This window comes from Halomonas halocynthiae DSM 14573 (genome assembly GCF_000425725.1).
In the GTDB taxonomy this organism is placed as follows: Bacteria; Pseudomonadota; Gammaproteobacteria; order Pseudomonadales; family Halomonadaceae; genus Halomonas; species Halomonas halocynthiae.
This window is the reverse complement of the sequence record NZ_KE384439.1, coordinates 347,877-363,811: the sequence shown is the minus strand read 5'-3', so window position 1 is coordinate 363,811 and position 15,935 is coordinate 347,877. Positions and strand designations below refer to the sequence as shown.

The 15,935-nt window shown below is 52.3% G+C and carries 13 protein-coding genes, 4 tRNA genes and 1 pseudogene; 7 read left to right on the top strand and 11 right to left on the bottom strand.

All coding sequences use genetic code 11. The features are described from left to right. Positions 1-119: 119 nt before the first annotated feature. The 7 genes and pseudogenes from clpX to H616_RS0107235 all read right to left on the bottom strand — a co-directional run. A pseudogene (gene clpX / locus H616_RS14435) lies at positions 120-1,379 on the bottom strand (ATP-dependent Clp protease ATP-binding subunit ClpX); the annotation flags it as partial. A gap of 76 nt (positions 1,380-1,455) precedes the next feature. Further along, the gene (gene clpP / locus H616_RS0107265) at positions 1,456-2,076 is read right to left on the bottom strand and encodes an ATP-dependent Clp endopeptidase proteolytic subunit ClpP (protein WP_027966770.1); all 621 of its coding nucleotides are present in this window, start codon (positions 2,074-2,076) and stop codon (positions 1,456-1,458) included. A 78-nt stretch (positions 2,077-2,154) separates the two neighbouring features. Then, positions 2,155-3,504: a trigger factor gene (tig, locus tag H616_RS0107260; protein WP_027966769.1), complete on the bottom strand. Its 1,350-nt coding sequence runs from the start codon at positions 3,502-3,504 to the stop codon at positions 2,155-2,157. 262 nt (positions 3,505-3,766) lie between these two features. After that, positions 3,767-3,841 (bottom strand) — tRNA-His (locus tag H616_RS0107250). Positions 3,842-3,894: 53 nt separating this feature from the next. Continuing rightward, positions 3,895-3,967, bottom strand: a tRNA-His gene (locus H616_RS0107245). A gap of 117 nt (positions 3,968-4,084) precedes the next feature. Beyond that, a tRNA-Arg gene (locus H616_RS0107240) sits at positions 4,085-4,161 on the bottom strand. A 76-nt stretch (positions 4,162-4,237) separates the two neighbouring features. Continuing rightward, a tRNA-Pro gene (locus tag H616_RS0107235) sits at positions 4,238-4,314 on the bottom strand. Between the two features lie 329 nt (positions 4,315-4,643). On the opposite strand from H616_RS0107235, the gene folD reads away from it, so the two are divergent. The 3 genes from folD (at position 4,644) to mtnN (ending at position 6,792) form a co-directional block, all read left to right on the top strand. Then, a complete protein-coding gene (gene folD, locus H616_RS0107230; protein ID WP_027966768.1) occupies positions 4,644-5,513 on the top strand; it encodes a bifunctional methylenetetrahydrofolate dehydrogenase/methenyltetrahydrofolate cyclohydrolase FolD in 870 nt (289 codons plus the stop codon). A 98-nt stretch (positions 5,514-5,611) separates the two neighbouring features. Continuing rightward, positions 5,612-6,085 carry an S-ribosylhomocysteine lyase gene (locus tag H616_RS0107225; RefSeq protein ID WP_027966767.1) on the top strand — a complete coding sequence of 158 codons (474 nt, stop codon included), beginning with the start codon at positions 5,612-5,614 and terminating at the stop codon, positions 6,083-6,085. Then, positions 6,085-6,792, top strand: a complete 708-nt coding sequence (gene mtnN / locus H616_RS0107220; protein ID WP_027966766.1) for a 5'-methylthioadenosine/S-adenosylhomocysteine nucleosidase — start codon at positions 6,085-6,087, stop codon at positions 6,790-6,792. Before H616_RS0107225 ends, mtnN begins: the two co-directional genes overlap by 1 nt. A gap of 120 nt (positions 6,793-6,912) precedes the next feature. On the opposite strand, the gene pyrC is transcribed toward mtnN, so the two are convergent. Next, positions 6,913-7,956 (bottom strand): dihydroorotase, encoded by a 1,044-nt coding sequence (gene pyrC / locus H616_RS0107215; RefSeq protein ID WP_027966765.1) that lies wholly within the window; start codon positions 7,954-7,956, stop codon positions 6,913-6,915. Between the two features lie 130 nt (positions 7,957-8,086). Here pyrC and H616_RS0107210 point away from each other — a divergent pair, with 130 nt between their 5' ends. Beyond that, the gene (locus H616_RS0107210) at positions 8,087-8,518 is read left to right on the top strand and encodes a hypothetical protein (protein ID WP_027966764.1); all 432 of its coding nucleotides are present in this window, start codon (positions 8,087-8,089) and stop codon (positions 8,516-8,518) included. 110 nt (positions 8,519-8,628) lie between these two features. Here the strand turns inward: H616_RS0107210 and H616_RS0107205 are convergent, their stop codons facing one another. Beyond that, positions 8,629-9,870, bottom strand: a complete 1,242-nt coding sequence (locus tag H616_RS0107205) for an NAD(P)/FAD-dependent oxidoreductase (RefSeq protein WP_027966763.1) — start codon at positions 9,868-9,870, stop codon at positions 8,629-8,631. A 228-nt stretch (positions 9,871-10,098) separates the two neighbouring features. On the opposite strand from H616_RS0107205, the gene H616_RS0107200 reads away from it, so the two are divergent. Both H616_RS0107200 and H616_RS0107195 read left to right on the top strand, forming a co-directional pair. Beyond that, positions 10,099-11,229, top strand: a complete 1,131-nt coding sequence (locus H616_RS0107200; protein WP_027966762.1) for a pyridoxal phosphate-dependent aminotransferase — start codon at positions 10,099-10,101, stop codon at positions 11,227-11,229. A gap of 112 nt (positions 11,230-11,341) precedes the next feature. Then, complete coding sequence (locus H616_RS0107195) at positions 11,342-12,055, top strand: protein kinase family protein (protein WP_051234065.1); 714 nt, start codon at positions 11,342-11,344, stop codon at positions 12,053-12,055. A 42-nt stretch (positions 12,056-12,097) separates the two neighbouring features. Here the strand turns inward: H616_RS0107195 and cysS are convergent, their stop codons facing one another. Next, complete coding sequence (gene cysS, locus H616_RS0107190) at positions 12,098-13,510, bottom strand: cysteine--tRNA ligase (protein ID WP_027966760.1); 1,413 nt, start codon at positions 13,508-13,510, stop codon at positions 12,098-12,100. A 9-nt stretch (positions 13,511-13,519) separates the two neighbouring features. Beyond that, on the bottom strand, positions 13,520-15,199 hold the full coding sequence (locus tag H616_RS0107185; RefSeq protein WP_027966759.1) for a glutamine--tRNA ligase/YqeY domain fusion protein: 1,680 nt from the start codon (positions 15,197-15,199) through the stop codon (positions 13,520-13,522). Between the two features lie 199 nt (positions 15,200-15,398). On the opposite strand from H616_RS0107185, the gene H616_RS0107180 reads away from it, so the two are divergent. Continuing rightward, positions 15,399-15,890 (top strand): peptidylprolyl isomerase, encoded by a 492-nt coding sequence (locus H616_RS0107180; protein WP_027966758.1) that lies wholly within the window; start codon positions 15,399-15,401, stop codon positions 15,888-15,890. The last annotated feature ends 45 nt before the right edge of the window (positions 15,891-15,935 follow it).

The window sequence follows — 15,935 nt, the reverse complement described above, 5'->3', positions numbered from 1 at the left end:
CCAAGCCTATTTAGCCATGAGACTCAGCCACCAGTTCCATCACTGCGCGCATCGCCCTGAGGCGCATCATCACGAGGAGCCGTGACTTTTTTGGCCGTTTTTTTCGCGCTTTTTTTGGCTGCTGGCTTTGCGTCCTGCTGGCTATAGATCAGCAGCGGCTCGCTTTCACCGGCAATCACAGATGCATCAATCACCACTTTACTCACACCTTCCAGAGAAGGAATGTCGTACATGGTATCAAGCAGCACGCTCTCCATGATTGAACGCAACCCGCGCGCACCCGTTTTACGCGTCATGGCCTTAGCTGCCACTGCCGTCAGAGCGTCATCACGAAAATCAAGCTCGACGCCTTCCATGTCAAACAAGCGCTGATACTGCTTGACTAAGGAATTCTTAGGCTCCGTTAGAATTTGCACCAGGGCATCTTCTGTGAGCTCAGCCAACGTCGCGATAACTGGAAGACGACCAACAAACTCTGGAATAAGGCCAAACTTAACCAAATCTTCCGGCTCAACCTCAGCCAGTAACTCGCCGACGCCACGACTCTCATCTTTACTCTTAACCTCGGCGCTAAAGCCAATGCCACCCGTCTCGGAGCGATCACGAATAACTTTGTCTAGCCCCGCAAAGGCCCCACCAACGATAAACAACATGTTGGTGGTGTTCACCTGCAAAAATTCCTGCTGAGGGTGCTTACGCCCACCCTGAGGAGGAATCGATGCCGTTGTCCCTTCGATTAACTTGAGCAGCGCCTGCTGCACCCCTTCCCCTGATACATCACGGGTAATTGAGGGGTTATCAGATTTGCGCGAAATTTTATCAATCTCGTCAATGTAGATAATGCCACGCTCGGCCTTTTCCACATCGTAGTCGCACTTTTGCAGCAACTTTTGAACGATGTTCTCGACATCTTCACCCACATAACCCGCTTCGGTCAGAGTTGTGGCGTCGGCAATGGTAAAGGGGACATTCAATAGCCGTGCCAAGGTCTCAGCCAGCAACGTTTTACCGCTTCCTGTAGGACCAATTAGCAGGATATTCGACTTGCCCAGCTCTACTTCTTCCTTGTCAACGTAGCGCAAACGCTTGTAATGGTTATACACAGCAACAGACAGAACCACCTTAGCGCGGTCCTGGCCTATCACATAATCATCAAGTGTCTGGCGGATCTCACGAGGGGCTGGCAGACGTGCATCATCGCTCTCAGCCTCGGCATCAAGAACCTCCTCGCGAATGATGTCGTTACACAAATCGACACATTCATCGCAAATATACACGGACGGACCGGCAATCAGCTTGCGCACTTCATCCTGGTTCTTTCCACAGAACGAGCAATACAGCAGCTTGCCATCGTCATCCTTGCCTTTGCCGTCAGCCATTTAGCGTACCTCTGTTAACAACGGCGACCCACAGGCCGCCGATCTATACGTCGTAAATCATGAGCGATTCACGCTATCAGGATACAGGCCGCTTATCCAGCACAGCGTCAATCAGGCCATACTCTACTGCCTGTTCGCCGTTCATGAAATTATCGCGGTCAGTATCTCTGGCGATGGTGTCAATTTTTTGACCCGTATGGTGCGCCAAAATCTGATTAAGCCGGTCACGAATACCCAGTATCTCGCGAGTATGGATTTCAATATCAGACGCCTGCCCCTGGTACCCTCCAAGGGGCTGATGAATCATCATCCGCGAGTTAGGTAGGCAATAACGCTTACCAGCAGCACCGCCAGCCAATAACAGTGCCCCCATACTGGCCGCCTGGCCAATACAAACAGTCGACACATCCGGCTTAATAAACTGCATGGTGTCGTAAATTGACATGCCTGCGGTAACTGCTCCACCTGGAGAGTTGATATACAGGTGAATATCCTTATCTGGATTTTCGGACTCTAGATACAGCAGCTGGGCAACCAACAAGTTGGCGGTGTAGTCCTCAACCGGACCCACCAGAAAAATCACACGCTCTTTGAGCAGACGCGAGTAAATATCATAAGACCTCTCGCCACGGGCACTCTGCTCAACCACCATCGGCACCAAGCCGCCAGCAGACTGAATATCAAACGCGTTGCTCATCGAGATAGTGTCCTTGCATCCGGTGACTGGAGTAATACGGCATAGCACCCCAGAAACTGGGGCGCCATTACATCACGCTTAGGCGCTTTCGCCTTCAGCCTCATCTTCCTCAGCATCGCCAGCCTGCTGCTGAGCCGCAGCAAGCGCTTCCTGATACGTCATGGTCACGTCCGCTACGTTAGCTTGAGCTAACAGAACATCGACGGCTTTTTCTTCAAGCACTGCCGACTTGACCTGAGTTTTCATCTGCTCATTAGACAAATAGTGCTCAACGACTTGCTCAGGCTCCTGGTACTGCTTGGCCAAATCCTGGACCTTGGCCTTAATTTCATCATCGCTGGCATCAAGCTCATTCGCCTTGATGACTTCAGCCAACAGCAGCCCAACTTGAACACGGGTTGTGGCTTGCTCTGTAAACAGCTCGTTAGGCAACTGGCTAACATCAAAGTCTTCACCCAGACCAAACTGCTGAGCCGCTTGACGCTTAAGGCCATCTGTTTCCTGCTGAACCAGCGCCTGAGGCACAGGAATTTCATTGGCTTTCTGCAGAGCGTCGAGCACCTGCTGCTTGACCCGATTATCAATCGCCTGCGTCGCTTCTCGGCGCATGTTGTCGCCGATTTCGCTGCGCAACTTGGCCAGATCGCCGTCTTCAACACCGAAGTTTTTGACGAACTCTTCATCCACTTCTGGCAGCGACTGTCCTTTTACGGCATGAACTTTAACGTTGAACGTTGCTTCCTGACCCGCCAGGTTTTCTGCCTGATAGTCTTCCGGGAACGTCACGCTGATTTCTTTGTCATCGCCAGCGCTAGCACCAATCAACTGCTCTTCAAAGCCAGGAATGAAGCTACCTGAACCGATCACTAGATCATGCCCTTCAGCGCTTCCCCCCTCAAAGGGCTCGTCGCCCAAAAAGCCCTGGAAATCGATATTGAGCTGATCACCATCTTCAGCGGAGCGCTCAACGTCTTCCCAGTTGGCATTCTGCTTACGCAACGTTTCGATCATTTCGTCGACATCAGCATCGGTGATTTCAACGACTGGACGCTCAACGTCAGTGCCTTCGATGGAAGTCAGTTCAATTTCCGGATACACCTCGATAACAGCAACAAACTCGAGATCTTTGCCTGCTTCATTGACACTAGCTTCGATTTGCGGGTATCCCGCGGGGTTCAGCTCCTGCTCGGTGATGGCACGCACATAATGCTCACGCATCGCTTCACCAACGACCTCGTTACGCACTTCTGAGCCGTAGCGCTTGGTGACTTCTGACATGGGCACCTTGCCCTTACGAAAGCCATCAATGCGAACATTCTTGGCGGCATCCTTGAGACGAGCGCTAACCGCGTCATCAATTTGGGCTGCCGGCAACTGAACTTTGACACGGCGTTCTATCTGGGAGGTCGTATCGACGGAAACTTGCATGAAATGTCCTCTACCGACGGGGGCGTGAATCAATTGACGTTTGTGTGAAGGAGGGGATTCTATGAATCCCGAGCGCCAGTGGCAAGCTCAGACCTGCATCAACGCAATAATAGATCGGGTTGAGCCGCCAAAAAAACAAGGGGAAAGCCAATATTTTTCACTTGCTTGACCAAAAAAATCTACGCGCAAAAAAGTACGCCATCAACTAACCAGTTGGAAGCGCAAAATTCACAACATAAATAAAAACTGACATATCAAGAAATGGGGTGGATGATGGGGATCGAACCCACGACAACCGGAACCACAATCCGGGGCTCTACCACTGAGCTACACCCACCACAAGAAAAAGGAGATGCAAGTATGCGGGAAAATTCAGCAATATCAGTTTTGTGTTGGATGATGGGGATCGAACCCACGACAACCGGAACCACAATCCGGGGCTCTACCACTGAGCTACACCCACCATAACAACGCAGTTATGCTGATTTTGACACTTGATCTTGCTCGAAAACGAGCTGCCTGACTGAAACGCTTTTCATCAGACGTTAGATTCAACGAACCACTTGGGCTGCAAATAATATGGCACGCCCAGCAGGACTCGAACCTGCAACCTACGGCTTAGAAGGCCGTTGCTCTATCCGGTTGAGCTATGGGCGCGCATCAGGCCTCAGCCTATCTACCACCGCTTAACAAGCACTACCAAGAGATAAAGCTAATTCTTGCTATGTGCTTGTGGTCGGGGTGGAGGGATTCGAACCCCCGACATCCTGCTCCCAAAGCAGGCGCGCTACCAGACTGCGCTACACCCCGACGGCTTCTGCACTACACCAAAGCGTCCGTTTCACAGGAGCCTTGCCAAGCGATGCGTATTCTACGTGTTTGATTTCATACGTCAACCCCTATTTCCACTTACCATGTAATTTCCTCGAGCAAAGCCCCTGGCAATCGCTTCTTCCATGCCAAATTCCATGCCAAGCCAGCGCACTTAATTCAAAATTCAAGGCCCTCATTAGGCCACTCCTCAAAGCATAGCTCTTTGCCTTATGCGTACAGCATGCGAAAATCACCACCTTTAAGATGCTTGACTGCTACTTTCATTTTTTCGTCCAGCGTCAGCAACGCCCACTAGAGGAAGTCTAATGACCGCCCAACTAATCGATGGCAAATCGATTGCCGCCCAAGTTCGCCAGCAAGTAAAACGTCAAGTACAGGCTCGCGGCGACGCCGGCGGGCACACGCCTGGGCTAGCTGTTGTGTTGGTTGGTAACGACCCCGCCTCCGCTGTCTATGTACGCCACAAGCAAAGCGCTTGCGAACAGGCGGGCATTAACTCATTCATGCACCGCTTGCCCGCTGACACCACTCAGCAAGCGCTTGAATCTCTAGTCGACACACTTAACAACGCCCCTGATGTTCACGGCATTCTCGTTCAACTCCCCCTACCCGAACACCTGGACGAGCGCCCTATCTTAGAACGCATTTCGCCAAAGAAAGATGTCGACGGCTTCCACCCATACAACCTAGGTCGCCTAGCACAGCGCCTCCCCCTACTCCGCCCCTGCACGCCCAAAGGCGTAATTACGCTGCTACAACATACGGGCTTAACGCTTCGTGGGCTCAACGCCACAGTAGTAGGCGCTTCCAACATTGTCGGTCGCCCCATGGCTTTGGAGCTGGTTTTAGCAGGGTGTACGACAACGGTTTGCCATCGCTTTACCCATGATCTTGAAGAGCACGTACGCCGCGCAGAACTTTTGGTTGTGGCTGTGGGAAAACCAGGGCTTGTCAAAGGCGAGTGGGTTCGCGAAGGCGCCATCGTTATCGACGTTGGCATTAACCGGCAAGCTGATGGCAGCCTAGTTGGTGATGTAGAGTTTGCACCAGCTGCCCAGCGCGCCAGCTATATCACACCGGTACCTGGCGGCGTGGGTCCGATGACAGTCGCATCTTTGCTGGAAAACACCCTGTGGGCTGCTGAAGTTCAAGACGCCGAATCAAACGCTATGTGATGAACTAGCTCAGCAGCCTACTTGTCATAGGCTCAGTTATACTGCCAATTAATATGTTTGCACCCTATCGCTTTTCACTGAATTCATGAGGCACTGCCATGAGCAACAAAATGAACGTTGAAAGCTTCAACCTTGATCACACCAAGGTGAAAGCCCCCTACATTCGCTTGGCTGATGTCAAAACAGGCGAGCACGGCGATGTCATTCACAAATACGACATGCGCATCTGCCAGCCAAACAAAGACCATATGCAAATGCCAGCACTGCACTCGCTAGAGCACCTAATGGCCGAGCTTTCACGCAATCACACCGATAAAATCGTTGATATCAGCCCCATGGGTTGCCAAACAGGTTTCTATATTGCCCTACTTAACCACGACGACTACGACGCGGTACTCGGCCTTGTCCAAAACACCCTGGAAGACGTACTAATAGCGACTGAAGTGCCTGCATGCAACGAAATGCAGTGCGGCTGGGCAGCAAGCCACAGCCTAGAGGGCGCCAAAGAAATTGCTCAAGGTTTTCTTAACAGGCGCGATGAGTGGCACTTGATTTTCGGCGAGCCGTCCTAATGAAACGTATCGGTATTATCGGTGCCATGCCCCAGGAGGTTGAGTCGCTTGCTGGCATGCTAGAAGACAGCTCACGCGTGGTTCACGCAGGCTCTACCTTTCATCAGGGTCAGCTATTTGGCGCCGACGTTATGGTGTTGCAGTCAGGTATTGGCAAGGTCAATGCGGCAGTAGGCGCAACCTTGATGCTGGAAAGGTTTCAGCCCGAGGCAATTATTAACACGGGCTCAGCCGGCGGCTTCGGTGCAGGGCTGAGTATTGGCGATGTCGTCATCTCTAGCGAAGTGCGCCACCACGACGTTGATGCCACCGTTTTTGGCTATGCTCACGGGCAAGTGCCACAGATGCCCGAAGCCTTTTTGCCCGATGCCCGACTGGTCGACGCTGCGCGCAAATGCATTCAGGAACTTGGTGAAGTGCACGTAGCAGAAGGCCTAATTGCCACAGGCGATGTGTTCATGGCCTGCCCAGAGCGCGTCGCTCAAACACGCGCACTGTTCCCCAAGATGATTGCTGCCGAAATGGAAGCTGCCGCTATCGCACAAGTATGCCACTTGTATGACTGTCCTTTTGTGATCACCCGTGCGCTTTCAGACATCGCGGGCAATGAAGACAACCACCTTTCATTTGAAGCGTTCTTAGAGGTAGCCGCAGACCACTCAACCCGCATGGTCTGCGCCATGATTCAGCACCTTAGCGCCAATTAATGGATAAATGGAGTCGCTGGCTATAAAAAACCTGCCATCGGCAAGGCTTTCGCAAGTGAGCAATGTGTTACACGATGCAGGCCGCTAGGCCTGCTGGTAACCTCACACAACACATCGGCGTCACAACACTGACGTAATCGTCCACGCAACCTGCTCGCCCGCTCGCAGCGGAATGATTCGCTCATTACCGATGTAGGGGAGATCTGCTGGCATCGTCCAAGCTTTACGCTCAAGAGTGATAGTGTCACGATTACGAGCCAAGCCATAAAAGTCGGGACCTGCATGGCTGGCGAAGTGTTCAAGCTTATCGATAGCACCCACACTGTCAAATGCTTCGGCATATAGCTCGATAGCCGCTGGCGCTGTATAAGCACCTGCACAGCCACAAGCACTTTCCTTGGCACCCTGCCCATGCGGCGCACTGTCAGTACCCAAGAAAAACTTAGCAGAACCTGCCGTGGCCGCTTCAAGCAATGCTTGACGATGACGCTCACGCTTAAGAATCGGCAAGCAGTAGTAATGCGGCTTAATACCACCGACTAACATATGATTACGGTTATACAACAAGTGGTGAGCCGTAATCGTAGCAGCCACATTAGCCGGCGCTTGGCCGACAAAGCTCACCGCATCCGCTGTCGTGATGTGCTCAAAGACAACGTTAAGCGTAGGGTGTCGCTCTAACAGGGGCTTAAGCACTCGCTCAATAAAAACGGCTTCGCGGTCGAAGATATCAATGTGCGCATCCGTCACTTCCCCATGTACAAGCAACGGCATACCAAGCTTAGCCAGGGCCGCTATTGCCTCGTCACATCGCGTAATATCCGTCACCCCCGAGTCCGAGTTGGTGGTTGCACCAGCCGGATACAACTTCACCGCCTTGACCAATCCCGTTCTATGCGCCTCCTCAATGTTTTCTGCCGTGGTGTGATCGGTCAAATACAATGTCATCAACGGTTCAAAGTTAACCGACTCAGGCAGCACCGCAAGAATTCGCTCGCGATAGCTCAGCGCTTGCGCGGCGTGAGTTACTGGAGGTGTTAGGTTTGGCATAACAATCGCACGCCCCATTTGGCGCGCTGTCGCTTCAGCGACTACCGCAAGCGCGTCATCGTCACGCAAGTGAAGGTGCCAGTCATCAGGGCGGGTCAGAGTAATCAAGTTCACGACGGATCCTGTATCAGCGGTGGGTTCGCCGTCACAGTATACCTTATTGCGTCAACACCTCAGCACAGGCACTCGTCAGGTACCATATGTTTGACGTATCATCGCCGGATTAATCATACGCGGAGACAACATGCCAAAGGTACGTCAATATGCTGACAGCGTAACCAGTCTAGCTGGTCTTATGTGGATAGTACTCTACTGGTCAGTCTGGTATTCCGTATCCTATGGCCGCATAGAGCCAGCACTAATCGCTTTTCTTATCGTCGCCACTGCGACGCTTTTCAGCAGTATCTATCGACCTGCTCGTATCATGCTAGGCAGATATCACGTTCGTAAACGCCGCACCGAAATGTGGATGCATATTCTTGCCCTGCCTATCACCCTTGCCTTTTTACTCGCCGTACTTGTCGACTATTTGCTCTTTCCCGTTGAAGGCGTTAACAAAATGCTCTTATTCTGCGTACTAGCTACCGCAGGTTGGCTGGTCTTTGTCGTTACCCTGCTGTTTAAACTGGCCGTACACACCGTGTCTTCTTCAACACCTTCTTCTTCGAAATCTTAAGCGCGCCGACAATATCGCTGTTTCTTTTTTCACTCTGTAGCGCGCTGCACCGCTGACAAAACAACCGAAACATTCAGGCCCAGCTCGTACCGAGCCTGAATCACGAGCAATCAGAAGCGATCAAGACGGAACGGTTGCATGTCCACTTCCGGGGTTTCTTCATCTATCATTTGCCCCAACAAGCGCCCTGTGGCCGGCCCAAGCGTAAAGCCCTGATGACCATGGCCAAAAGCACACCACAAGCCCTTGTGTTTGGTCGCTGGGCCAATAACTGGCTTCATATCCGGAAGACAAGGCCGAGCACCTTTCCAAGCCTCCACATCAAGCGGCTCTGCCAACGGGTAGAGGGTACGCGCCTTAGCTTCCGCAGCAGCCAGCTGACGTAGATGCGGCGGTGCCTCCTGCTGCTCAAGCTCGGCCCCTGTTGTCAGGCGAATGCCTGACTTCATGGGCGCCAGCAAAAAGCCTGTCTCAGCGTCCATGATCCAGTGATTGAGCACCGCTCCCTGCTGGCTGCCGTAATGCATGTGATAACCGCGCTTGGCAAACAGCGGTACCGAATAGCCTAGCGGCTCTAGCCAGCGTTTGGACCAAGGCCCCATGGCCAACACGACATCATCGGCATGTAACTCATCTTGGTCAGTGGTGACTTTCCAGCCATTATCTTCTTCGTTTAGCCCAAGAATCTCTGCCTGCATCACCTTGCCACCTTCTTTTTCGAAGGCTTGCGCGTATGCCAACACTAAGTCACCAGGACTTTCTACCGTCCAGGAGTTTTGCCAATGAATGGCTCCCACCAAGGCTGTATCAAGGTGCGGTTCTTTTTCAGACAGGGCGTTAGCATCCAGCACGGCAAACTCTACACCGTAACGCTCACGGAGAATCTCCGCCTTCTTCACACGCTCAGCTAACTTTGCCTGAGTGCGATAAAGCTCTAGCCAACCATCACGACGCACCAGAGTCTCTGCATCGGCTGCCTCAATCATCGGCGCATGGGCATCCAAGGACATCTGGATCAGCGTCGCCCACTCTTCAACAATTTTTGCGTAGCGGCTACCGCCTGAGTTATGCCAGTACTTGAGCAAAGGAACAGCCGCCTTAAACATACCTTTAACGCGATAACGAATATCAATCTCGCGATTTGGCAAAACGCGCAGCATGGTGCGCAGGTCCTGCGGAAAAGCATAGGGCTCGACCGCTTCGCGCTGGATGATCCCGGCATTACCAAACGAGGTTTCACGCCCTGGCTCTCTGCGGTCTATCAGCGTTACCGAGTGCCCTCGGCGAGCCAGATGCCAGGCTGCTGAAACGCCAACCATACCAGCGCCAAGAACGATGATCTCTCGGGCCATCCTACACCTCCAAAGTGTGAGTATTCATATATCGTCGGAATAGTTCTATCGTGTTATCAAGCGTCTGGGGCTATCCGCCCAGCCACAGACAATCGATATGACATAGTGCTATCTTATGCCCAGATATCATAGCGATAACTCGCTTTTGCATCGACCTGTATTCACTCTTCCAGACAGCAGGAATTTCCTGTATTTGCCTTCCAATACACATAAATTTACGGAGCCTGCATGCCGCGTTTCAACGAACACCTTAGCTCTCCTGGGCCCAACAACCCATTCCCTGGAGTTCGTGTCCTGGAGCGCCAGCTTGGTCATGCTATTCCACATCAGCTAGGGTCCAATGAAGGGCTGGACATGCCACATAGCGCCCTGCGACGCCATTTTGGTGACGATATGGTCAAACATGTCTACTCTTACGGAGACAGCGAGGCACTAGGCATCCGCCAGCGGCTAGCCAAGCGATACGGTTTCAGGTGCGATGAACTACTGGTTGATGCTGGCTGCGACAGCTTGCTGGCACTGGTACTTCGTGCCACTTGCAGCCTTGGTGACTGTGTCATTGCCACAGCCGGCACCTACCCCACATTCGCCTACTTTGCACGTGGCCAAGGGTGCCGATTAATAGAAACCGGCTATGACCAGACCACCCCCCAACCAAACGATACGAATCATCCTGGGCTGGCCCCCGATTTAGCGGCGCTTGCACACGAAGCAAATCGCCACAAGGCACGCTTGGTATACGTAGCCAATCCAGACAACCCAAGTGGTCACCTTCACAGTGACGCGGCGATCAGCCAGCTACGCACTGAGCTACCCGACAACTGCTGGCTATTACTCGATGAGGCTTACAATGATTTTCGCCTTGATGCCGAGCGCCCCAGCGCGAACCAACCCATTACTGGAGTGATCCGCTGCCGCACTCTCTCTAAGGCCCATGGCCTGGCTGGGCTACGTGTCGGCTATGCCATTGCTTCGCCAGAAGTATTGGCAGCACTGATGAAAGTGCGCATTCATTATGCGGTTTCTACACTCTCCCAAGCTGCCGCCGAAATAGTGCTTGATCATCCTGATGAAACCCGCGCGCATATCTTGGCGGTGCAACAACGCCGAGACACTCTTGCCTCTCAGCTGGCGGACCTTGGCGCAGACGTGCTGCCCAGTGCCACAAACTTTGTTGCCCTTCGCCTGCCCAGCGCCGAACTGGCTGACCAAGTCCACCGCGACATGCTCAATGCAGGCCGGCTGATCGCCAAAGCAGCACATCCTGAGCTGGGGCGCCTATTACGTATTTCCGCGCTTGACGCTGCGCTGACCCCCAACATGCTTGACCCTCTCACACGGGCACTACCGTCTGCATAAGAACAACAAAAGACCCAACACCTCTTGTTAGCCAGGCTAGCGCTCTGCCACTGAGTATTGCGCTATGCTAACCTTTGCAGTTGTCATAAAAGTTACACATAGGAGCCTGTGCTTGAAACTGCTTAACCTGTCGCTGGATGGGACGCATTGTCGTTACTTATTGGCCCACGATCACGAATTGTCGGGTTCGCTAGAGCTGAGCGCGACGTCGACTACCGACGTTTTCGAGTCTGTCGCCAGTAGCCGATTTTTTCTCTCTAAAAACAATAAAATATTAGCTAAAGTCGTTCCAGACAAGTTTAACCGCACCCATCAGACACTCAAGTGGCTTGGGCGGGATTATATGGAAAAGCGCTGGTTATTCCAGTTTGATGCGCGAAAAGAGTACCACTGTGGCCGGATACTGCAACGCCTAGGCCTTTCCACTCCGCAATATTACGGATGGGGAGTCTCGCTGAACCCATTCAATCCCAATGCCTCCCTATTACTCATGGAACATCTCCAGCATGCTCGCCCAAGCAGTGAAGTATTTGCGACATTAGACCATCAACAACGCCTAGCATTTCTGAACACGTTATGCCAAGACATTGCTCAGATCGTTCGTCATGGCTATACGCTTCGCGACTTGCACTACAACAATTTGTTAGTGGCAAACGACAACAAGCTGATCTGGATAGATACTCACTTGCGCCGCTTGCCGCAACACCCAAGCAAACGCTGGGCCGCTATCAAGCGCTCTATGAGCGCCTCCAAGCTGGGTGGAGACATCTATCGGCAGCACGTGTTACACCAACTAAGCGTGCTGCTCGATACGGATAAAACCTGAGTGCTTCATCAACGACGTTTTTCTATCGAACCCTCTTAGCAATCAAGACGGTTCGAAGGTCCAGCGAGTCCCTTCCCGAGAGTCTTTGAGCACGATTCCCAGAGCGGCCAGCTCGTCGCGAATATTGTCCGCCTCGGCAAAATGTTTTGCTTTTTTTGCCGCGTCACGTGCCGCGATTTTTTCCTGAATCGCCTCTTCTGACAGCGGCAACTCTGAGACGTGAGTGTTGAAAAATGCCTCCGATTGCTGCAACAGCCCCAAGACACCACCCAATCTTTTCAATTCTACCGCCAACCTAGGCACGACATCTGGCGACGACGTCTTGGCACGATTAAGCTCGCGCGTTAAGTCAAACAGCACCGAAAGTGCACCCGGTGTGTTGAAATCATCATCCATGGCCGCATAAAAGCGCTCAGCATAGCTCGCTATCTCAGGCAAGGTTTCGCCACTCTCATCCACGCTTTCGGATGTCGGCAGTTCAATGCCTTCCAGCGCACTATAAAAACGCTCCAATGACTTTCGCGCACCCACCAAGGACTCAGCAGAGTAATTGATTGCACTGCGGTAATGACTGGCAACCAACAGATAACGCACCACTTCCGGTGCGTGGTGCTCCAACACTTCGCGAATCGTAAAAAAGTTACCCAACGACTTGGACATCTTTTCCTGATCCACACGCACGGCACCAGCATGCATCCAAGTATTCACAAATGGTTTGCCATTCGCCGCTTCGGACTGAGCAATTTCATTTTCATGGTGCGGAAAGGTCAAGTCTGGCCCTCCACCATGAATATCAAAGGTGTCCCCCAGGCAGCACTTGGACATTGCTGAGCATTCGATATGCCAACCTGGTCGCCCTTCACCCCATGGCGACGGCCAACGCGTCTCTCCAGGTTTTGCGGCTTTCCATAAGACAAAATCCAACGGGTCTTCTTTATGCTCATCAACGTCGATACGAGCCCCTGAGCGCATTTCATCAAGATCGCGATTATTGAGCTTTCCATACCCTTCGAACTGACGCACACGGTAATACACGTCACCATTGCCTGCTGCATAGGCATAGCCCTTGGCAATTAGCGTCTCGATCATAGCGATTATTTCAGCCATATGATGGGTGGCACGCGGCTCTTGGTCCGGAGGCAACACACTCAAACGCGCCTCATCTTCATGCATGGCATCAATCATGCGGCCTGTCAGAGCATCAATCGCTTCGCCATTTTCTTCAGCACGCTTAAGAATCTTATCGTCAATATCGGTAATGTTGCGCACATACGTCACGTCGTAGCCACGCTCACGCAGATAACGACTAATAACATCGAAAGCAACCATCACCCGCGCATGCCCTAAGTGGCAGTAGTCGTACACCGTCATGCCGCAAACATACAAGCGCACCTTACCAGGCTCCAGCGGAGTCAAGGGCTCTTTACGTCGCGTCATCGTGTTATAAATTTTTATTCTCACCCATCACCCCTTTTTCTTGATCTTCGCCCAGCTGTCACGCAGCCCTACCGTACGGTTAAATACTAGTTTTCCATCAATACACGCATGACGGTCCGCACAGAAATAACCTAAGCGCTCGAACTGGTAGCGGCTCTCGGGTTGCGCCTTCGCCAAACTTGGCTCGGCCATGCCCTGAACGATCACTAACGACTCAGGGTTGAGGTGATCAAAAAAATCAGCGTCTTTATCACGATCAGGCTGTTCTACGGTAAATAGGTTGTCATAAAGGCGAACTTCAATCGGTAACGCCTGCTCAGCACTTACCCAGTGAATAACCCCTTTTACCTTCCGCCCTTCTGGATTCTTGCCCAAGGTGTCGAAATCCACAGAACAGTGCAGCTCACTAATCTCACCACTGCTACCCTTGATGACCTCATCACAGCGAATGACATATGAGTTGCGCAAACGTACTTCTTTGCCCGGTGCCAGACGGAAGAATTTCTTTGGCGCGTCCTCCATGAAATCCTCACGGTCGATGTACAACTCACGACCAAACGGCACCTGTCTCAGCCCCATATCTTCACGTGCTGGGTGACCGGGCACTTCGTAGACTTCCTGATGCCCTTCAGCAACGTTGGTCAACACGACCTTTATGGGGTCAAGCACGCACATCGCACGCGGAGCGTTATCTTCAAGATCGGAACGAATCGCATGCGTCAGCATGGCGATATCCACCACACCACTATCAGCACGGGTCACACCGATCATCTCGCAAAACTTGCGAATTGCCGCCGGCGTATAACCACGGCGACGTAGCCCAGAAATCGTTGGCATGCGCGGGTCATCCCAGCCATCAACGATATTTTCATCAACCAACAGCTTGAGCTTGCGCTTGGAGGTTAAGGTATAACCCAATTTGAGGCGCGCAAACTCAATTTGGCGCGGCTTAGCGGGTACGGGTAGATGACTCAGGAACCATTCATAGAGTGGCCGATGGTCCTCAAACTCTAGCGTACAGATCGAATGCGTGATGCCCTCAATGGCATCAGACTGCCCGTGTGTAAAGTCATAGGACGGGTAAATTTTCCACGTATTGCCGGTTTGATGGTGCTCAGCATGACGCACCCGATACAGAATCGGGTCACGCAGATTGATATTGGGGGATGACATATCGATCTTGGCACGCAGCACTTTCTTACCTTCTGCAACATTGCCAGCGCGCATCTGTTCAAGTAACTCAAGATTTTCTTCAACGCCGCGCTCGCGGTAAGGACTAGGCCGTCCCGGTTCTGTCAACGTCCCACGGTACTCACGAATCTCATCTGGTGAAAGATCATCAACATACGCCTTTCCTTCACGAATCAAGTGCTGAGCCCAGGCATATAGCTGTTCGAAATAATCCGAGGCATAGCACACCTCACCGGCCCATTGAAAACCGAGCCAATGAATATCTTCTTTGATCGAGTCGACGTATTGCTGCTCTTCCTTAGCCGGATTGGTATCGTCGAAACGCAAATGGCAATCGCCATTAAACTGCTCAGCCAGCCCGAAATTTAAACAGATGGACTTCGCATGGCCAACATGAAGAAAGCCGTTGGGCTCAGGCGGGAAGCGCGTCACAACCTTGCTTTGACGGCCCGTCTCAAGCTCTTCGTTGATCTGGTTACGAATAAAATTCGGTGCGTTGGTGATCTCACTACTCATGTTGGTTCGACAACCTCTGATTGAACGCTGGCTACTCGAGCGTAGCCGCTGTGCTTAACAATTGTATTTCACGACGGGTTCGCGCATCGACACAAAGCGGCTATTATAGCGCTTCGAGACCCAGCGATGCCACGTCGCGCCAGCAGCGCTTCACATCAATACACTGGGCGTGACCTACTCTTTCAAACAGGAAGACCCCATGATCGTTCTAGAAACCAATTTTGGCGACATCACCATTGAGCTGAATCACGACAAGGCCCCAAAAACAGCCGCCAACTTCGAGCAATATGTACGTGACGGATTCTACGACGGAACCCTGTTCCACCGTGTTATTGACGGCTTCATGGTACAAGGCGGTGGGTTTGATGAAAAATTCGAGCAGAAAGCAACCCGCGAGCCCATTGAAAACGAAGCCGATAACGGCCTAGCTAATACCATCGGCACGCTGGCCATGGCTCGCACCCAAGATCCTCACTCTGCTACCGCACAGTTTTTCATCAATGTCGGCGATAACGACTTCCTGAATCATCGCGGCAAGAACCTTCAGGGCTGGGGATACACCGTGTTTGGCGAAGTTGTTGATGGCATGGACGTAGTCAACCGCATTAAGGGCGTAGCAACAACCCGCCGCGACATGCACGCTGATGTGCCTGCTGACGACGTCGTCATTAAACGCGCCTACGTCAAATAAACACCCAGCAGAAAAAGCCCGTGGTCTGCACAAGGGCGAGCATGT

Coding starts and splice junctions, on each gene's coding strand:
- clpP (WP_027966770.1), bottom strand. CDS start 2,076: ATGAGCAACGCGTTTGATATTCAGTCTGCTGGCGGCTTGGTGCCGATG.
- tig (WP_027966769.1), bottom strand. CDS start 3,504: ATGCAAGTTTCCGTCGATACGACCTCCCAGATAGAACGCCGTGTCAAA.
- folD (WP_027966768.1), top strand. CDS start 4,644: ATGACCGCCCAACTAATCGATGGCAAATCGATTGCCGCCCAAGTTCGC.
- H616_RS0107225 (WP_027966767.1), top strand. CDS start 5,612: ATGAGCAACAAAATGAACGTTGAAAGCTTCAACCTTGATCACACCAAG.
- mtnN (WP_027966766.1), top strand. CDS start 6,085: ATGAAACGTATCGGTATTATCGGTGCCATGCCCCAGGAGGTTGAGTCG.
- H616_RS0107210 (WP_027966764.1), top strand. CDS start 8,087: ATGCCAAAGGTACGTCAATATGCTGACAGCGTAACCAGTCTAGCTGGT.
- H616_RS0107205 (WP_027966763.1), bottom strand. CDS start 9,870: ATGGCCCGAGAGATCATCGTTCTTGGCGCTGGTATGGTTGGCGTTTCA.
- H616_RS0107200 (WP_027966762.1), top strand. CDS start 10,099: ATGCCGCGTTTCAACGAACACCTTAGCTCTCCTGGGCCCAACAACCCA.
- H616_RS0107185 (WP_027966759.1), bottom strand. CDS start 15,199: ATGAGTAGTGAGATCACCAACGCACCGAATTTTATTCGTAACCAGATC.
- H616_RS0107180 (WP_027966758.1), top strand. CDS start 15,399: ATGATCGTTCTAGAAACCAATTTTGGCGACATCACCATTGAGCTGAAT.